Here is a 16,565-nt window from a genome sequence, read left to right as displayed (position 1 = left end):
CTCGACATCGTGCCACGATCAAACGCTGGCGCCAACGCGCACGGTTCAAACCGCCGGAGCGCGCACCCCGAACCTGATCGTTCCCACGCTCTGCGTGGGAATGCCTCACCGGACGCTCTGCGTCCGCTTTTGGGACGCGGAGCGTCCCTGGCTGTATTCCCACGCGGAGCGTGGGAACGATCAGGATGAGGCAGATTCAGGCTGTCGCTTCTACCGTGCCAATGAAGTTCGCCAACTCCGCCGTCTGCGGGTTGGCAAACAACACCTTCGGATCCCCCACCTCATGCACCTTGCCATGGTGCATGAACACCAGTTTGTCGCCGACCTCGCGGGCAAAGCGCATTTCGTGGGTGACCATGATCAGCGTCATGCCTTCCTTGGCCAACTGGCGCACCACGCTGAGCACTTCATTGACCAGTTCCGGATCGAGCGCCGAGGTGATCTCGTCGCAGAGCAAAACCTTCGGCGACATCGCCAGCGCCCGGGCAATCGCCACGCGCTGTTGCTGGCCGCCGGACAAGCGATCCGGGAAGGCATCGAATTTTTCCCCGAGACCAACCCGTTCGAGCATCTCGCGCGCCAGTTCCGCTGCCTTGGCTTTTGGCACTTTCTGCACCACTTGCGGCGCGAGCATGACGTTTTCGCCCACGGTCAGGTGCGGGAACAGGTTGAACTGCTGAAACACCATGCCGACCTTCTGCCGCAAGCTGCGCAAATCAGCGCGGGCAGCGTCGAGGTATTCGCCGTCGACTTCGATCACGCCGTCGTTGATCGACTCCAGACCATTAAGCGTGCGCAGCAGGGTGGATTTGCCCGAGCCGCTGCGGCCGATGATCGCCACCACCTGGCCTTCCTCGACGCTGAGGTCGATGCCTTTGAGTACGTGGTGATCGCCGTAGTATTTATGCAGGGCGGAAATTCTAAGCAGAGGCATGCAGTCTCCTTTCCAGGTAGCGCGCACTGAGGGACAAGGGGTAGCAGAGCAGGAAGTAGCCGAGGGCGACGAGGCCGTAGACCATGAACGGTTCGAATGTGGCGTTGGCGAGCATGCCGCCGGTCTTGGTCAGCTCGGTGAAGCCAATGATCGAGGTCACGGCGGTGCCCTTGACCACTTGCACCGAGAAACCCACGGTCGGCGCTACGGCGATGCGCAGTGCCTGCGGCAGGATCACGTAGCGCAGCTGTTCCAGTGGATTGAGCGCCAGACTCGCCGAGGCTTCCCACTGGCCATGGGCGATCGACTCGACGCAGCCGCGCCAGATCTCTGCCAGATAGGCACTGGTAAACAAGGTCAGCGCAATCGCTGCGGCCATCCACGGCGAGATTTCGATCCCGGCCAAGGCTACGCCGAAGAACACCAGAAACAGCTGCATCAACAGCGGCGTGCCCTGGAACAGCTCGATCCAGGTGCGGGCGATGCTGCTCGACAGCGTGTTTTTCGAGATGCGCATGATCAGGATCAGCAGCCCGACGAGGCCGCCGCCGATAAACGCCACCAGCGACAACGCGAGCGTCCATTGCAGGCCGACGAGCAGGTTGCGCAGGATGTCCCAGAAGGTGAAATCGCTCATGCGCGGCTCCTGCTGATGTAGCGCCGGCCGATCCAGTTCAGCAACTGGCGGATCAGCAGCGCCATGCACAGGTAGATCAGCGTGGTCAGCGCGTAGGTTTCAAAGGCGCGGAAGTTGCGCGACTGAATGAAGTTGGCGGCGAAGCTCAGCTCCTCGGTGGCGATCTGCGAACACACCGCCGAGCCGAGCATGACGATGATGATCTGGCTGCTCAGCGCCGGCCAGACCTTGCCCAGCGCCGGCAACAGCACCACATGGCGGAACGCCTCGAAACGCGTCATCGCCAACGCTGCGGCGGCTTCCAACTGCCCGCGCGGGATCGCCTGAATGCCGGCACGAATAATCTCGGTCGAATAGGCGCCGAGGTTGATCACCATCGCCAACACCGCTGCCTGCCACTCGGAAATCTGCACGCCCAGCGACGGCAGCCCGAAGAAGATAAAGAACAACTGCACCAGAAACGGCGTGTTGCGGATCAACTCGACGTAGACACCGAAGATTGCCGAGAACGGGCGAATGTTCCACGCCCGCACCAGCGCCCCGACAATCCCGACGCCGACCCCGAGCAACGCGCCGATGGCCGTCAGCTCAAGGGTGAACAGCGCCCCGCGCAGCAACAGGTCGGTGTTTTCCACCACCGGCATGAAATCGAACTGATAAGCCATGAAGGTCTCCCGCGCAGTCGATCAGAGATCGGCCGGCAGCGGCTCTTTCAGCCAGGTCTGCGAGTTTTTCTCCAGCGCGCCGTCAGCCTTGGCGGTGGTCAGGATGTCGTTGACCTTGGCCAGCAGCGCCGCTTCGTTCTTGTTCACGCCGACGTAGACCGGCGAATCCTTGAGCTTCACTTTCAACGCCGGCACGCGTTTCGGGTTCTTCTCGCTGATCGCGACCATGACCACGTTGCCGCTGGCGATCAGGTCGACCTGGCCGGCGAGGTAGGCGGCGATGGTCGAGTTGTTGTCCTCGAAGCGCTTGATGGTCACGCCTTCTGGGGCGACTTTGGTCAACTCGATGTCTTCGATGGCGCCACGAGTGACACTGATGGTTTTGCCCTTGAGGTCGTCCAGGTTAGCAATGGCGGCGTCTGGCGGGCCGAACACGGCGAGATAGAAAGGTGCGTAGGCGCGGGAGAAGTCGATGACTTTCTCGCGCTCGGGGTTTTTGCCGAGGCTGGAAATCACCAGATCGACCTTGCCGGTGGTCAGGAAAGGAATGCGGTTGGTGCTGTTGACCGGGGTCAGCTCGAGTTTGACCTTGAGCTGGTCGGCCAGCAGTTTCGCCGTGTCGATATCCAGGCCACGCGGTTTCATGTCCGGGCCGACCGAGCCGAACGGCGGGAAGTCCTGGGGCACGGCGACTTTCAGCGTGCCGCGTTTGACCACGTCGTCCAGACCGTCGGCGTGAGCGGGAGCCTGGCTGAGCAACAGAGAGGAAAACAGGGCTGCGAGGAGGGCGCTGTAACGCTTGGTCATGGACAATCTCCGGATCGGCGGGAAATGATTTCTGCGATCGGACAGAGCATGCGCCGTGCCAATACGCGGTTTTCATCCCGGCAGGCCATGGTTTTAGCGGGTTTGTTCGGTCTTACTGGTCTGAACAGTCAGGTTGTTTTTCGCACTGCCATGGCGCACCGGCGTGGTTCACCGAACCCCGCTGGGGCACGACTTGCCGGACTCGACGAATAGCTTTACAACTAGCCGCACATTGGCCTGGCGCGTCTGAAAAACCATGAACTCGATTTCCCGTGCGGTACCCGAAGTGGCGCTGCAAGCGATCCGCAAACTGATTACCGAACAGGGCTTCGGTGCGGGTGATGCTTTGCCTTCGCAGCGGGACCTGGCGCTGCAGTTGGGCGTGAGTCGGGCGTCGTTGCGTGAGGCGTTGTCGTCGCTGAGCGCGTTGGGTGTGGTCAGTATTCAGCCGGGCAAAGGCGTGTTTGTGCAGTCGCCGGTGGCGTTGTCGTCCGGCGAAAGCACGCCCGGTTGGGCGTTCGCGGCGCAGGCCTCACCGCTGGATATCTTTCAATTGCGCTATGCGCTGGAAGGGTTTGCCGCCGGGCTGGCGGCGGTGACGTTAAGCACGTTCGATCTGGATGCGCTGGAAGACAACGTTGCGGCCATGCGTGATCAATTGAAGGCCGGCGACTTCGAAGCGGCGGCGAAACTGGACTTCGAGTTTCATCGGCGAATCCTGCTGGCCAGCGGCAATCAGGCGATGTTGAGCATCCTCACCGCCAGCGCTGAGATCTTCCTTGAGAGTCAGAAATTACCGTTCATCCGCGCCGAACGCGCCATGGAAACCTGGCAGGAACATCGCAAGATTCTTCGTGCCCTCGCACGCCGGGCGTCCGCTGCGGCGCAAAAAGCCATGCAGGAACACGTGCGCAACGCCGCCCTGCGCACCGGAATTGCCTTCATCGCCCCCGCCACGGCGTGACTTGAGCTATACCCAAACTCATCGAGTGTCATAGCAAGACTCAATCAACTGCGGCTTCCTGAACAGGGGAAGGGCGGCTATGATGGGCCACGTTTTTTTGCTTACAACCTGGAGAATTCCATGAGCAGCGATCTTATCAAACACGTTAGCGACGCTAGCTTCGAAGCCGACGTACTCAAGGCCGAAGGCGCTGTCCTGGTCGATTACTGGGCTGAATGGTGCGGTCCTTGCAAAATGATCGCTCCGGTTCTGGACGAGATTGCCGAGACTTACAAAGGCAAGCTGACCGTTGCCAAACTGAACATCGACGAAAACCAGGAAACCCCGGCCAAGCACGGCGTGCGTGGTATCCCGACGCTGATGCTGTTCAAGAACGGCAACGTTGAAGCGACCAAAGTCGGCGCCCTGTCGAAGTCGCAACTGGCTGCTTTCCTCGACGCCAACATCTAAGCGTCGCTGTAAAGTGCCTGAAAAAAAGCCCCGCAAAATAGCGGGGCTTTTTGCGTATTCAGGGCTAGACGCTCCGAAACTCAGGTGGTACATTCGGCCCCGCACTGGTTTCTCCATTGCCCCCTGCTAGCCGTCGCCGACGCACTCCTTTTCGAATTAGTTCGCGATCCTGTCGCCTTCTCCGCGGCGCGGCCTCATTAAGCCAAAAGCTTAATTTCCCCCCCCTCCATAAATGATTACGTCATTCCTATATGAATCTGACTGAACTCAAGCAAAAGCCGATTACCGAACTGCTCGAATTGGCCGAACAGATGGGCATAGAAAATATGGCCCGTTCGCGCAAGCAGGACGTGATTTTCTCCCTGCTGAAAAAGCACGCGAAAAGCGGCGAGGAAATCTCCGGTGATGGCGTGCTGGAGATTCTCCAGGACGGCTTCGGCTTCCTGCGCTCCGCTGACGCTTCCTACCTGGCCGGCCCCGACGATATCTACGTCTCGCCAAGCCAGATCCGCCGCTTCAACTTGCGCACCGGTGACACCATCGTTGGCAAGATTCGCCCTCCAAAGGAAGGCGAGCGGTATTTCGCCCTGCTCAAGGTCGATACGATCAACTTCGATCGTCCTGAGAACGCGAAAAACAAGATTCTCTTCGAGAACCTGACCCCGCTGTTCCCGACCGTGCGCATGAAGATGGAAGCCGGTAACGGTTCCACCGAAGACTTGACCGGTCGTGTAATCGACCTGTGCGCCCCGATCGGCAAAGGCCAGCGTGGTCTGATCGTTGCACCGCCGAAAGCCGGTAAAACGATCATGCTGCAAAACATTGCAGCGAACATCGCCCGTAACAACCCTGAAGTTCACCTGATCGTGCTGCTGATCGACGAACGTCCGGAAGAAGTAACCGAAATGCAGCGCACCGTGCGCGGCGAAGTGGTTGCCTCGACCTTCGACGAGCCGCCGACCCGTCACGTCCAGGTGGCTGAAATGGTGATCGAGAAGGCCAAGCGCCTTGTTGAACACAAGAAAGACGTGGTGATCCTGCTCGACTCCATCACTCGTCTGGCCCGTGCCTACAACACTGTGATCCCGAGCTCCGGCAAGGTATTGACCGGTGGTGTCGATGCCCACGCTCTGGAGAAGCCAAAGCGTTTCTTCGGTGCCGCGCGGAACATCGAAGAAGGCGGCTCGCTGACCATTATCGCCACCGCGCTGGTTGAAACCGGCTCGAAGATGGACGAAGTGATCTACGAAGAGTTCAAGGGTACCGGCAACATGGAACTGCCTCTGGATCGCAAGATCGCCGAGAAGCGTGTGTTCCCGGCCATCAACATCAACCGCTCCGGCACCCGCCGCGAAGAGTTGCTGACGGCCGACGACGAACTGCAGCGTATGTGGATCCTGCGCAAGCTGCTGCACCCGATGGACGAAGTGGCTGCCATCGAGTTCCTGGTCGACAAGCTGAAAACGACCAAGACCAACGACGAGTTCTTCTTGTCGATGAAGCGCAAGTAATACGCAGCTGTATAAAAGAACGCTCCCGAAAGGGGGCGTTTTTTTTTGCTTTTGTGGTGCATGATTTTGCTGATGCGGCAGTGTCCTTGTTTGATCGGCAGGTATCCATAAGGGCAAGAAGCGTTTTGCATCCGTTTGGCAATCGACGGATTAAGGACGCTGACGGGCTGCTGTTTGCCCGTCAGAGCAGGTAGGATGTACGCCTATTTTGAGGGTGCCATCGTCAATGAAATTCAAGGATCTTCGGGATTTCGTGCAGCAGCTTGAGCAGCGCGGAGAGTTGAAACGCATCCAGATTCCCGTCTCGCCGGTGCTGGAAATGACCGAGGTATGCGACCGCACGCTGCGGGCCAAGGGCCCGGCGCTGTTGTTCGAAAAGCCCACCGGCTATGACATTCCGGTGCTCGGCAACCTGTTTGGCACCCCTGAGCGGGTGGCCATGGGCATGGGCGCCGAGTCGGTCAGTGAGCTGCGCGAAATCGGCAAGCTGCTGGCGTTCCTCAAGGAACCGGAGCCGCCGAAGGGCTTGAAAGACGCGTGGTCGAAGCTGCCGATCTTCCGCAAGATCATCTCGATGGCGCCGAAAGTCGTCAAAGACGCGGTGTGCCAGGAAGTGGTCATCGAAGGCGACGATGTCGATCTGGCCATGCTGCCGGTGCAGACCTGCTGGCCCGGCGACGTCGGCCCGCTGATCACCTGGGGCCTGACCGTCACCAAAGGCCCGAACAAGGAACGCCAGAACCTCGGCATCTACCGTCAGCAAGTGATCGGCCGCAATAAGGTGATCATGCGCTGGCTCAGCCACCGTGGCGGCGCCCTCGACTTCCGTGAGTGGTGCGAGAAGCATCCGGGTCAGCCGTTCCCGGTGTCGGTGGCCCTTGGCGCGGATCCGGCGACCATCCTTGGCGCCGTGACGCCAGTGCCGGACAGTCTTTCCGAATACGCTTTCGCAGGTCTCTTGCGCGGTAACCGTACCGAACTGGTCAAGTGCCGTGGCAACGACCTGCAAGTGCCGGCCACCGCCGAAATCATCCTCGAAGGCGTGATCCACCCGGGCGAAATGGCCGATGAAGGCCCGTACGGCGATCACACCGGTTACTACAACGAAGTCGACAGCTTCCCGGTGTTCACCGTCGAACGCATCACCCACCGGATCAAACCGATCTACCACAGCACCTACACCGGCCGTCCGCCGGATGAGCCGGCGATTCTCGGCGTAGCGCTGAACGAAGTGTTCGTGCCGATCCTGCAGAAGCAGTTCCCGGAGATCACCGACTTCTACCTGCCGCCGGAAGGCTGTTCGTACCGCATGGCCATCGTGACGATGAAGAAGTCGTATCCGGGGCATGCCAAGCGCGTGATGCTCGGAGTCTGGTCGTTTTTGCGACAGTTCATGTACACCAAGTTCGTTATCGTCACCGACGACGATATCAACGCCCGCGACTGGAACGACGTGATCTGGGCCATCACCACGCGCATGGACCCCAAGCGTGACACGGTGATGATCGACAATACGCCGATCGACTACCTCGACTTCGCCTCGCCGATCTCTGGTCTGGGTTCGAAAATGGGCCTCGATGCCACCCACAAGTGGCCAGGCGAAACCACTCGCGAGTGGGGGCGCGTGATCGTCAAGGACGACGCCGTCACCCAACGGATCGATGCCATCTGGAATCAGTTAGGAATAGATTGATGCGTGTAACCCTGCAGCCCTCCGGAGCAGTGCTTGAGATACAGCCCGGTGAGCGGATTCTCGATGGTGCGCGGCGCCTGGGCTACGAATGCCCGCAAAGCTGCCGCAACGGCAATTGTCATGTGTGCGCGGCGCTGCTGGTTGAAGGCCGCGTCGCCCAGGACGGCAAGGTGCACGACCACGGCGAGTTCTACACTTGCATAGCCGAGCCGCTGGAAGACTGCATCCTGCTGTGGGATGGCGTGCTCGCGCTGGGAGAACTGCCGGTGCGCAGCCTGTCATGTCAGGTCATCGAATGCCGTGACGTCGGTGGCGACACCTGGCGCGTGCGTCTGCGTGCGCCGGCGGGCAAGCCACCGCGTTATCACGCCGGGCAGTACTTGATGATCGAGCGTGAGAATGGCGAAAAGTCGGCGTTCTCCATGGCTTCGGCACCGCACGGCGGGCGTGATCTGGAAATCCATGTGCTGGCGCGCGAAGCCAGTGCACTGAGCCTGATCGAGCAGCTGCAACGCAACTCGATGGTGCGCGTCGAGCTGCCGTTTGGCGATACCCATTTGGCCGAGCTGCCCGACGGGCCGCTGGTGCTGGTCGCCGCCGGTACCGGCATGGGCCAGATTCATGCGCTGATCGAGCACTGCCGCGCCAACGGCTTCAAACACCCGGTGCATCTGTACTGGGGCGTGCGCCGCCCAGAAGATTTCTATGAGATCGAACACTGGGACGAATGGCTGAAGTTGCCGAACCTGTTCCTGCACAAAGTCGTCAGCGATCAATGCGGTTGGGAAGGGCGCTGCGGCATGCTGCACGAGGCGGTCTGTGAAGATTTTCCCGATCTGAAACCGCTGCACGTCTACGCCAGCGGCTCACCGGCCATGGTCTACGGCACCCTCGACGCCTTGGTCGAAGCCGGGATGGATGCCCATCAAATGCGTGCCGACGTGTTCGCCTACGCGCCGCGCTCTTGAGCCGCGCTCTTGAGCCGTTATAACTCGCTATATAGCCGATCGGTATTTATGTAATTGCATAAATACCGCTAGGTTATATATCACTCAGGCAATCAATTAAGAACTGTGCCATGGCACTCAAATTGCCTTAAAACATATGTGCCTTATTGTTACAGCGGTGCGTTCTATTAAGTAATTCTTTACCCGCGGGGAGCTGAACGCTATTCGCCATGAGCGCCATTGAAAACGCTTTTCTGAATTTGAATTACCCTCCGCGGCTCGATCTTGGGCCGCAGCTGACGCACGAACAACTTCTCGCCTCCATGCAATCGACCATGGCGCGCCACAAGGGCGGGCCAGTGTGGCTGTTCGCCTATGGTTCGCTGATCTGGCGGCCGGAATGTTCGGCCGTGGAGCGCGTACGGGGGCGCGTGCATGGCTACCATCGTGGCTTGTACCTGTGGTCGCACGAGCACCGTGGTACGCCGGAAATGCCCGGTCTGGTATTTGGTCTGGATCGTGGCGGTTCGTGCAGCGGCTTCGCCTATCGCTTGCCGGAAGACAATATCGATGCGGCGCTGTACGCACTGTGGAAACGCGAGATGCCGGTGCCTTCCTACCGGCCACACTGGCTCAACTGCCGGCTCGAAGACGGCACTCAAGTGCAGGCGTTGGGATTCGTTTTGGAGCGACACCTGCCCAGCTATGCCGGCAACTTGCCGGATCACGTGCTGAGCCAGGTGTTCGAAAGCGCCAGCGGGCGTTACGGCACCACTCGCGATTATGTCGAGCAGACCGCACACGCCCTGCGCAGCCACGCCATGCCAGACCGCAATCTGGAGGCGCGGCTCAAGCGCTGTAAATCACAGTCGGATCAAGCGACTGCTTCACGGCTCTGACTGGCGACTTGCTTGTGCCACAGCGTCGGGGCCAGGAAGGCCATCGACAGCAGGCAAGCGCCCACCAGCAGCACAAAACCACCGTCCCAGCCGAAATGGTCCACGGTGTAGCCCATCGCCGCACTGGCCGCGACCGAGCCACCCAGATAACCGAACAGACCCGTGAAGCCTGCGGCAGTGCCGGCGGCTTTCTTCGGTGCCAGCTCCAGCGCTTGCAGGCCGATCAGCATGACCGGACCGTAGATCAGAAAGCCGATCGAGAACAGCGCGATCATGTCGACGGTCGGGTTGCCGGCCGGGTTCAGCCAGTAAACCAGCGTTGCCACGGTCACCAGTGCCATGAACACCATGCCGGTCAGGCCACGGTTGCCACGGAAAATCTTGTCCGACATCCAGCCGCACAGCAGCGTGCCCGGAATCCCCGCCCACTCATAGAAGAAGTAAGCCCACGAGGTTTTATCCACGGTGAAACCCTTGGCTTCTTTCAGGTAGGTCGGCGCCCAGTCCAGCACGCCGTAACGCAGCAGGTAGACGAAGACGTTGGCCAGGGCGATGTACCAGAGCATTTTGTTGCGCAGCACGTATTTGACGAAGATCTCTTTCGCGCTGAATTCGTCTTCGTGGCTGGCGTCGTAGCCTTCCGGGTAATCGTTCTTGTACTTCTCGATTGGCGGCAGGCCGACCGATTGCGGGGTGTCACGCATGGTGATGAACGCGAACACCGCGACGCCCAGCGCCACCGCTGCCGGTACGTAGAACGCTGCATGCCAGTCGTTGAACAAGCCCATGCCGAGCAGGAACAGCGGGCCGATCAGACCGCCGCCGACGTTATGCGCCACGTTCCATACGGACACCACGCCACCACGTTCCTTCTGCGACCACCAGTGCACCATGGTCCGGCCACTTGGCGGCCAGCCCATGCCCTGGGCCCAACCGTTGATGAACAGAAGGATGAACATCATGGTCACGCTGGACGTTGCCCACGGCGCGAAACCGAAAATGAACATCACCCCGGCCGACACCAGCAGGCCGAACGGCAGGAAGTAGCGTGGATTGGAGCGGTCGGACACCAGGCCCATGAGGAATTTCGACAAACCATAAGCAATGGCGATCGCCGACATCGCCAGGCCCAGATCGCCGCGACTGTAACCCTCGTCGATCAGATACGGCATGGCCAGCGAGAAGTTTTTGCGCAGCAGGTAATAACCCGCGTAGCCAAAGAAAATACCGGCGAAGATCTGCCAGCGCAGGCGTCGGTACGTGCTGTCTATTTTTTCTTCAGGCAATGGAGCCTGATGTGCGGCAGGACGAAAGAAAGCAAACATTCAAGAGCTCCAGATTTCTTGTTTTGACTGCGGATGCGAATGTTACAGTTTCGTTACCGAAAATAGCACCGGTTCGCATCGACCAAACAGCGGAAAATGTTGGAAGTCGCATGTTCTTTTACGAACCTGTCGCTCAGCTGTAAGAACGGGGCGTTTTTGTCGCGCTCGGGACGTTGTGACTTAGACTCGCGATCTACAGATCGACTGATATCTCGAGATAAACGATGACCCCGAAAGTTCGCAGGCTATTGCCCAGACTGTTGATGGTCGCAGCGGTGACTGTTTCAGTGTTGGCACTGAGCTTCGCCCAAGGTTCTCCAGCACCAGGCCTGCGCAATGTCACCGTATTGATCGTCCGCCATGCGGAAAAGCCTGATGTCGGCCGAGAACTCAATGCCCGGGGCGAACAGCGCGCCGCAGCTTACGCGGACTATTTCACCTCTTTGCAGTTGGACGACCAGACACTCACACCCCAACGTCTGATCGCTACCGCCGACAGCCCGGAAAGCATCCGCCCGCGACAGACGCTGATTCCACTGTCCCAGCGCCTGCAACTGCCGATCGAGCAGCCCTACGCCAATAACGACGTCGACAAACTGGTCAGCTCGCTGCGCAAGAATAATCAGGCGAAAACCGTGCTGATCGCCTGGCATCACGGCCACATCAATAAGCTGATTGCCGCTTTCGGCGGCGATGGCCCGGCTTTGATCGGTCAGCCAAAATGGCCGGTGGATGTCTACGACTGGCTGATTGTTTTGCGCTTCGACGACAGGGGGCAGTTGATCCAGTCGCGAAGCGAGAAGGTTCAGGAACATCTGATGCCAGGCGATATTGCAGGCTGAAACGGTAATAGGGTCCGTCAGAAAAGTTACCTTTGAGCATTCGCGTGGTGCGTTCGCCCGATTTACCGTTGTGTCTTGGGAAACGTCCTGCGTCCAAAGCAGAAGTTGCGCCATTCAGTTAAACGTCATAGCTCCGTAACCTTTGTGCTGTTGCCGGGATCGGCATTCGGGTGCTTAGGGAGCGGATCATGCGGTGGATTGTGGCGTTGCTTTTGTTGCTGGTCGGCGGTGTCGTGCAAGCGGCGGGGGCGCTGTTGATTCCCGAAGACAACCCCCGACCAATTTATCCACTGGCATTGTCCAGGGCCGGGATTACGGGAGAGGTTAAGGCTCGTTTCATCGTCAGGGCGGATGGCTCGGTCAGCGAAATCAGCATTCTGAAAAGCGACCACCCCGATCTGGCTGAAGCGGTCAGAGTTGCGCTGGTGCAGTGGCGTTTCAAGCCTTGGGCTGTAGAGGAGGACAAACCCGAAAAGCAGGAAGTCGTCGCGCCGATAGTCTTTCGGCTCGATCTGGATCAACCCATTCACGTCAACCGGCAACTGAAAGTCTTGCGATGCCGAACGGTCAACGAAAACCTCGCCAACATTGCCGAGTATTCATGGATCGATTCGGCGGCGTTCGCACAAACCCGCGCCTATCTGTCGAACGTCTTTCATAAAACCCAGCTTCCGGATGAACAGCGTCTGGCGATGATCGCCAGGATGAATCGGCAGGTTGAGAAGATCGTCAAGGCTTGTCGAGAGAGCCCCACGCGCAAATTCATAAGCCTGTTGCCCACGGAGATTCGTGAGTTGCTCTGATAACAAAAGCCAGTATGACCGAGCCGGACATTCTGGCCTTTATCGAAAGGTTACTAGCGCACCTGCACCACCACCTTGCCCACCGCCTTGCGCTGGCCAAGATCATTGATCGCCTGCGCCGCATTGCTCAGCGGATAGACCTGCGACACCAGCGGTTTCAACTTGCCCTCGGCAAACCAGCCGAATAACTGCTGAAAGTTCGCCGCGTTGTCTTGTGGCTGACGCTGGGCAAAAGACCCCCAAAACACACCCAGTACAGCCGCGCCTTTGAGCAGGGCGAGGTTGACCGGCAGTTCGGGGATCCGGCCGCTGGCGAAGCCGACTACCAGCAAGCGACCGTTCCAGGCGATGGCGCGGATGGCTTGATCGAACAGGTCACCGCCGACCGGGTCGTAAATCACATCGGCGCCCTGGCCATCGGTGAGGCGTTTGATTTCGTCTTTGAGGCTGGTTTCGCTGTAGTTGATCAGCTCGTCGGCGCCGGCTGCCTTGGCTACTGCGAGTTTCTCGGCACTGCTGGCGGCAGCGATCACGCGGGCGCCCATGGCTTTGCCGATTTCGACTGCAGCCAGGCCGACCCCGCCGGAAGCACCGAGTACCAGCAGGGTTTCGCCCGGTTGCAAGTTGGCGCGTTGCTTGAGCGCGTGCATCGAGGTGCCGTAGGTCATGCTGAAGGCGGCAGCGATATTGAAATCCATCGACGGCGGAATCGGCAGCACGTTATAGCCCGGCACCGCGACCTGCTCGGCGAAGCTGCCCCAACCGGTCAGGGCCATGACCCGGTCACCAACCTTGAGGTGACTGACTTTTTCGCCAACTTCGCGCACTACTCCAGCCGCCTCGCCACCCGGCGAGAACGGGAAGGGCGGCTTGAATTGATACTTGCCCTCGATGATCAGCGTGTCCGGGAAGTTGACCCCGGCGGCGTGCACGTCCAGCAGGATTTCATTCTTCTTCGCGACAGGGCTGGCGACGTCTTCCAGCACCAGCGATTCGGCAGGGCCGAAGGCTTTGCACAGCACGGCTTTCATCAGGGCTATTCCTTTGGGAGTGATGGCCGATAAGTGTAGGTGTGTCAGTCAACGGGTCAACGAGCATGCCCGGCCCTGATAGTCAGCCATAAGCTTGTGCTTGCGCGGCGGGTCGTTATGCTAGGCCGCAAACCGGATAAGGAGCGAATTGTGAAAGCGTGGATCATGTTGTTGCTGGCCCTGTCTCTGCCTATGGCAGCGCTGGCCGAAGAAGCCAAAGAAGGCGAGGCGCCGAAGGTCAACTACATCACCCTGAGCCCGCCGTTCGTGGGCAACTACGGGCTGGACGGCACACCGAAGCTCAAGGTCTACAAGGCCGATGTGGCATTGCGCGTGACGGGCGAAGAGGCGACCAAACTGGTCAAGGCCAACGAGCCACTGATCCGCAATCAACTGGTGGCGCTGTTCACTCAGCAGACCTCTGATGCGATGGCCAGCATCGAAGGTAAAGAGAAGCTGCGTCAGGAAGCGTTGAAGCAGACCCAGCAAGTGATGAATGACGAGACCGGCAAGCCGGTGGTTGAAGATCTGTTGTTCAACAACCTGATCATTCAATAAATCTTCTGTTGTCCGGGCCGGCCTCATCGCTGGCAAGCCAGCTCCCACAGTATTTGCGGTGAAACACAATAATGTGATCGCCGCAGAACCCTGTGGGAGCTGGCTTGCCAGCGATTGCATTTTTGCAGGCGCCAATGAATCAGGGTTTCAGCGCAATCACCGCCACCCATTGCTCCGCCGTAACGGGCATCACCGACAACCGCGACCCCTTCTGCACCAACGGCATCTCCGCCAATGCGCTCTGCTGTTTCAGATAATCCAGCTTCAACACCCGCGCAAACGTCTCGACGTGTTCAACGTCAATCGCGCTCCAGGCATTTTTCTCCGCTGTAGCCTTCGGATCAAAGTAATGGCTCTCCGGCTCCAGTGCGGTGGGATCCGGGTACGCCGCTTCGATTATTTTGCCGATTCCGGCAATTCCCGGCTCCGGGCAGCTGGAATGATAGAAAAAGAACTCATCGCCCACCGCCATCGCTCGCAGGAAGTTGCGTGCTTGATAGTTGCGAACCCCGTCCCAGCGCGCTTTGCCGAGTTTTTCCAGACCTTTGATTGAAAGCTCGTCGGGCTCGGACTTCATCAGCCAATAGGCCATGGTTTTGTGCTCCTGAAACGGTCATTGGGCAGGTTGTCGGGCAATTTTATGACAAACCGACAGTCGGTTGACGTCAGCGTTTGCGCGCAGGTTCACGTTGTCGCAAAATGCCGGCCTTTAAAGCTTGACGCTGCTGCACGGCCTACAAACGGAAACCGCTGCTGTCATCGTGATGATGTGCCTTGAGGGGGGCAATCGATGAAACGCAAACCGGATTTACTATGGACTTTGGTAATTTTGTTCGGCCTGGGCGTCGTGACCACCGGTTACGCGCAGAGCCTGTGGGCGAACAAGGCCGACGCGCCGATCGAAGTTGCGCAGCAAGTACAACAGTCGACAGCCTTCAAGCGCTGAAACGGCTTTTTCGACGCCGCTGATCTGCGCGGCGTCCTATCCTGCGAAATACCACGCCTTGTCGCTGACCGTGCCCTGTAACGGTACATCCCAGCTCGCCTGCGCCAACCGCTCGACCTTCTGACATTCATGGGCCAGCCCCAGCAACGTCGGCTTGCGCCAGCTTTTGCGTCGAGCCAGATACGCCAGGCTGCGATCATAAAAGCCGCCGCCCATCCCCAGGCGTCCGCCGACATCGTCAAACCCTACCAATGGCAACAACACCAGATCCAGCGCCCAGACCTTGCGCTGCTGCGCCAGATTGGCTCGCGGCTCGAGAATGCGGAAACGATTGGGTTTGAGTTTTTCGCCGGGACGAATGCGCTGGAAAACCATTTTGGTTCGCGGCCAGGCACTCAGCACCGGCAGGTAAGTCGCTTTGCCCCGACGCTGGGCTTCGCGCAGCAGCAGGCGCGGATCGATTTCACCGTCGGTGGGCAGGTACAGAGAGATATGTTTGGCCCGGCGAAAGTGCGGGTCTTGCGCCAGTTGCCGGTACAGGCCCTTGGCGGCCTGGCGTTGTTCGCTCTTGGTCAGCGCACGACGCGCCTTGCGTAGCAGGCGGCGGAGTTGCGGGCGGGGCAGCAGCGCGGGTTCGGTCATGGTTCGGCTTCAGCAGGGTGGGTGCAAAAACGTACGCATAAAAAATCCGATGGCGGTTTTCACCGACATCGGATTCGAATCAGGCTCCCCGGATGAACCGCTGTCAACTTAGCCCTTGAACCCGAAAGTTCAAGGTGGAAGATGCAGTAGACTTTAAGGCTTTCCGTCTAGCGGACATGCACACCAGCCCAACGTGCAACTTCCAGGGTAGTGCGAATCGGCTCAGGGACATCGTCAACTGGCAAGCACCCCAGGGAGTGCTGCGAGTATACCGCAAGCGGCCGGTTGAATCAGCCCTTGGTGGTGTTCTGATCGTCGGCGAGGACCAGATCGACACGATCGAGCAAGTCACGCACCTGTTCGCGGGTCGAGCCGCTTGCCTGGATGTCCGGGCGCTCTTCTTTGTGCAAGAGGTCATGGGTGATGTTCAACGCGGCCATCACGGCAATGCGGTCGGCGCCGATGACTTTGCCGCTGCTGCGGATTTCGCGCATCTTGCCATCCAGATAACGGGCGGCACTGACCAGATTGCTGCGTTCTTCCTGCGGGCAGATGATCGAATACTCTTTGTCGAGGATCTGCACGGTGACGCTATTGCTTGAACTCATGAGTCTTGCTCCAGGGCCTTGAGGCGCGAAATCATCGATTCGACCTTACGCCGGGCGATTTCGTTTTTTTCAATGAGGTGAGCGCGTTCCTCGCGCCAGGTTTTTTCCTGAGCTAGTAAGAGTGCGTTTTGACTCTTTAGTTGCTCGACTCGGCCAATCAGCAGTTCGAGTCTGGCCATCAGCGCTTGCAGGTCGGTGTCTTCCATTGTGTCCACTGGGTCGGAGTCTGTCTGATGGGATAGCTGGCGGACAGCCTTTAATAGTCTTGGCGAGTCTGTCGATGTAGGATACAAGGCCTTCATT

The 16,565-nt window shown here is 59.1% G+C and carries 20 protein-coding genes and 1 other RNA gene; 10 read left to right on the top strand and 11 right to left on the bottom strand.

The annotated features are described in order from the left end of the window. Positions 1-196: 196 nt before the first annotated feature. The 4 genes from M5G26_RS20020 to M5G26_RS20005 are packed head-to-tail and all read right to left on the bottom strand — an operon-like array spanning position 197 to position 3,043. On the bottom strand, positions 197-934 hold the full coding sequence (locus M5G26_RS20020; protein ID WP_007911148.1) for an amino acid ABC transporter ATP-binding protein: 738 nt from the start codon (positions 932-934) through the stop codon (positions 197-199). Next, positions 921-1,571, bottom strand: a complete 651-nt coding sequence (locus M5G26_RS20015) for an amino acid ABC transporter permease (RefSeq protein WP_064116365.1) — start codon at positions 1,569-1,571, stop codon at positions 921-923. Before M5G26_RS20015 ends, M5G26_RS20020 begins: the two co-directional genes overlap by 14 nt. Next, the gene (locus M5G26_RS20010) at positions 1,568-2,236 is read right to left on the bottom strand and encodes an amino acid ABC transporter permease (protein WP_007911165.1); all 669 of its coding nucleotides are present in this window, start codon (positions 2,234-2,236) and stop codon (positions 1,568-1,570) included. The genes M5G26_RS20015 and M5G26_RS20010 overlap by 4 nt, the downstream gene beginning before the upstream one ends. Positions 2,237-2,257: 21 nt before the next feature. Continuing rightward, positions 2,258-3,043 (bottom strand): transporter substrate-binding domain-containing protein, encoded by a 786-nt coding sequence (locus M5G26_RS20005; RefSeq protein WP_103302521.1) that lies wholly within the window; start codon positions 3,041-3,043, stop codon positions 2,258-2,260. A 256-nt stretch (positions 3,044-3,299) separates the two neighbouring features. Between M5G26_RS20005 and M5G26_RS20000 the strand changes: the two genes are divergently transcribed. The 6 genes from M5G26_RS20000 (at position 3,300) to M5G26_RS19975 (ending at position 9,507) form a co-directional block, all read left to right on the top strand. Beyond that, positions 3,300-4,007, top strand: a complete 708-nt coding sequence (locus M5G26_RS20000; protein WP_273916287.1) for a FadR/GntR family transcriptional regulator — start codon at positions 3,300-3,302, stop codon at positions 4,005-4,007. A gap of 120 nt (positions 4,008-4,127) precedes the next feature. Continuing rightward, entirely contained in the window at positions 4,128-4,457 is a 330-nt protein-coding gene (trxA, locus tag M5G26_RS19995) for a thioredoxin TrxA (protein ID WP_003206727.1), read from the top strand. Between the two features lie 251 nt (positions 4,458-4,708). Next, entirely contained in the window at positions 4,709-5,968 is a 1,260-nt protein-coding gene (gene rho / locus M5G26_RS19990; protein ID WP_003229334.1) for a transcription termination factor Rho, read from the top strand. 226 nt (positions 5,969-6,194) lie between these two features. Continuing rightward, the gene (gene ubiD / locus M5G26_RS19985; protein ID WP_008081413.1) at positions 6,195-7,661 is read left to right on the top strand and encodes a 4-hydroxy-3-polyprenylbenzoate decarboxylase; all 1,467 of its coding nucleotides are present in this window, start codon (positions 6,195-6,197) and stop codon (positions 7,659-7,661) included. Beyond that, entirely contained in the window at positions 7,661-8,629 is a 969-nt protein-coding gene (locus tag M5G26_RS19980) for a CDP-6-deoxy-delta-3,4-glucoseen reductase (protein WP_134176000.1), read from the top strand. Before ubiD ends, M5G26_RS19980 begins: the two co-directional genes overlap by 1 nt. A 209-nt stretch (positions 8,630-8,838) precedes the next feature. Further along, on the top strand, positions 8,839-9,507 hold the full coding sequence (locus tag M5G26_RS19975) for a gamma-glutamylcyclotransferase (RefSeq protein WP_134176001.1): 669 nt from the start codon (positions 8,839-8,841) through the stop codon (positions 9,505-9,507). On the opposite strand, the gene glpT is transcribed toward M5G26_RS19975, so the two are convergent. Further along, positions 9,483-10,832 (bottom strand): glycerol-3-phosphate transporter, encoded by a 1,350-nt coding sequence (gene glpT / locus M5G26_RS19970; protein ID WP_122596666.1) that lies wholly within the window; start codon positions 10,830-10,832, stop codon positions 9,483-9,485. The genes M5G26_RS19975 and glpT overlap by 25 nt on opposite strands. A gap of 224 nt (positions 10,833-11,056) precedes the next feature. Here glpT and M5G26_RS19965 point away from each other — a divergent pair, with 224 nt between their 5' ends. Together M5G26_RS19965 and M5G26_RS19960 are read left to right on the top strand one after the other, a co-directional pair. Beyond that, positions 11,057-11,674, top strand: coding sequence for a flagellar basal body-associated protein FliL (locus M5G26_RS19965; RefSeq protein WP_273916286.1), 618 nt, complete (start codon positions 11,057-11,059; stop codon positions 11,672-11,674). Between the two features lie 188 nt (positions 11,675-11,862). Beyond that, positions 11,863-12,477, top strand: coding sequence for an energy transducer TonB (locus M5G26_RS19960; protein ID WP_273916285.1), 615 nt, complete (start codon positions 11,863-11,865; stop codon positions 12,475-12,477). 53 nt (positions 12,478-12,530) lie between these two features. On the opposite strand, the gene M5G26_RS19955 is transcribed toward M5G26_RS19960, so the two are convergent. After that, positions 12,531-13,508 (bottom strand): NADPH:quinone oxidoreductase family protein, encoded by a 978-nt coding sequence (locus tag M5G26_RS19955; protein WP_273916284.1) that lies wholly within the window; start codon positions 13,506-13,508, stop codon positions 12,531-12,533. Between the two features lie 150 nt (positions 13,509-13,658). Between M5G26_RS19955 and M5G26_RS19950 the strand changes: the two genes are divergently transcribed. Then, on the top strand, positions 13,659-14,066 hold the full coding sequence (locus M5G26_RS19950) for a flagellar basal body-associated protein FliL (RefSeq protein WP_166674966.1): 408 nt from the start codon (positions 13,659-13,661) through the stop codon (positions 14,064-14,066). Positions 14,067-14,205: 139 nt separating this feature from the next. Here the strand turns inward: M5G26_RS19950 and M5G26_RS19945 are convergent, their stop codons facing one another. Beyond that, complete coding sequence (locus tag M5G26_RS19945) at positions 14,206-14,658, bottom strand: EVE domain-containing protein (RefSeq protein ID WP_273916283.1); 453 nt, start codon at positions 14,656-14,658, stop codon at positions 14,206-14,208. A gap of 198 nt (positions 14,659-14,856) precedes the next feature. Between M5G26_RS19945 and M5G26_RS19940 the strand changes: the two genes are divergently transcribed. Beyond that, on the top strand, positions 14,857-15,012 hold the full coding sequence (locus tag M5G26_RS19940) for a hypothetical protein (protein ID WP_007911192.1): 156 nt from the start codon (positions 14,857-14,859) through the stop codon (positions 15,010-15,012). Positions 15,013-15,048: 36 nt separating this feature from the next. Here the strand turns inward: M5G26_RS19940 and M5G26_RS19935 are convergent, their stop codons facing one another. The 4 genes from M5G26_RS19935 to M5G26_RS19920 all read right to left on the bottom strand — a co-directional run bounded on the left by M5G26_RS19935 (position 15,049) and on the right by M5G26_RS19920 (position 16,468). After that, positions 15,049-15,654: a 5-formyltetrahydrofolate cyclo-ligase gene (locus M5G26_RS19935; RefSeq protein WP_150693677.1), complete on the bottom strand. Its 606-nt coding sequence runs from the start codon at positions 15,652-15,654 to the stop codon at positions 15,049-15,051. A gap of 81 nt (positions 15,655-15,735) precedes the next feature. Further along, a non-coding RNA gene (ssrS, locus tag M5G26_RS19930) (6S RNA) lies at positions 15,736-15,914 on the bottom strand. Positions 15,915-15,944: 30 nt separating this feature from the next. Beyond that, positions 15,945-16,262 carry a cell division protein ZapA gene (locus M5G26_RS19925; RefSeq protein ID WP_034151990.1) on the bottom strand — a complete coding sequence of 106 codons (318 nt, stop codon included), beginning with the start codon at positions 16,260-16,262 and terminating at the stop codon, positions 15,945-15,947. Next, positions 16,259-16,468, bottom strand: coding sequence for a TIGR02449 family protein (locus M5G26_RS19920; protein WP_007911197.1), 210 nt, complete (start codon positions 16,466-16,468; stop codon positions 16,259-16,261). The genes M5G26_RS19925 and M5G26_RS19920 overlap by 4 nt, the downstream gene beginning before the upstream one ends. Positions 16,469-16,565: the final 97 nt, after the last annotated feature.

This window comes from Pseudomonas sp. TNT2022 ID642 (assembly GCF_028656995.1).
Lineage (GTDB): Bacteria > Pseudomonadota > Gammaproteobacteria > Pseudomonadales > Pseudomonadaceae > Aquipseudomonas.
The sequence above is the reverse complement of the archived record's forward strand: the minus strand, read 5'-3'. Positions and strand labels throughout refer to the sequence as shown.